Annotated in this window: 1 pseudogene; it reads right to left on the bottom strand. The window is 48.9% G+C overall.

Annotation, left to right across the window (positions count from 1 at the left end):
* Positions 1-48: 48 nt before the first annotated feature.
* Positions 49-841 (bottom strand): annotated as a pseudogene (locus CIK04_RS28420) (sensor histidine kinase); the annotation flags it as partial.

The raw sequence follows: 841 nt of genomic DNA, 5'->3' as shown, positions 1-841 counted from the left end.
AAGCTCTGTCGTCATCGACAGAGCTTTTCTTTATGCCGATCCATATCGCTACTGAATCAGTAAGGTGTCACGCAGTTTGGCTTCATTTTTTCTCGGGAGGTAAACACTAAACGTGCTGCCAATCCCCAGTTGTGAACGCACTTTGATCTCCCCACCGGATTGGCTAAGCAAACTCTGGCTAACAGAAAGACCAAGGCCAGTTCCATCACGTTTAGTGGTGTAAAACGGGTCAATATTCGGCTCAGTTTTTCGGTTTGATGCCGCAACCTTGATCTTCAATGYGGATGACCGCGTCCACGCTTCCCATCTCCAACCAATCTTCACTGGTGATGGTCAATCGGCCCTCGCCGTTCATTGCATGGATGGCATTCATTTGTAAGTTAACCAAAATCTGCAACAGTTGATGGCGATTCACTTCAACCGATGTATGCGCATTGAGCTCAGTGACGAACTCATGGTGCGTTTTTTAGAGCCTGGTTTTCACCAACGTAATGCTCTCTTCGATGATCGGATTGACGTGTTGCCAGATGATTTCATCCTGCACCCCGCCTGTCGGTGTATGCAGCAAACTTCGCGTGATGTTCGAATACGGTCAATCTGCGCCATCACCGTTTCTATCTCCTCCTCTACGCGTGTGGCATCCTCACCGAGTTCAAAACGAATCAACTCGACGTTGCCCAGTATCACGGCGGTTGGGTTGTTAATCTCATGGGCGATACCAGCGGTTAACTCGCCTAAGGCCGCTAGCTTTTCATTGACGATCAGTTTGTCGCGCGTTTGATTGAGTAATCGAATGTGGTGTTCGAGCTGCTCGGTTTTCTCATTAAGGCTGGCTGTGCGT

The organism is Vibrio sp. 03_296 (assembly GCF_002265885.1).
The sequence above is the reverse complement of the archived record's forward strand: the minus strand, read 5'-3'. Positions and strand labels throughout refer to the sequence as shown.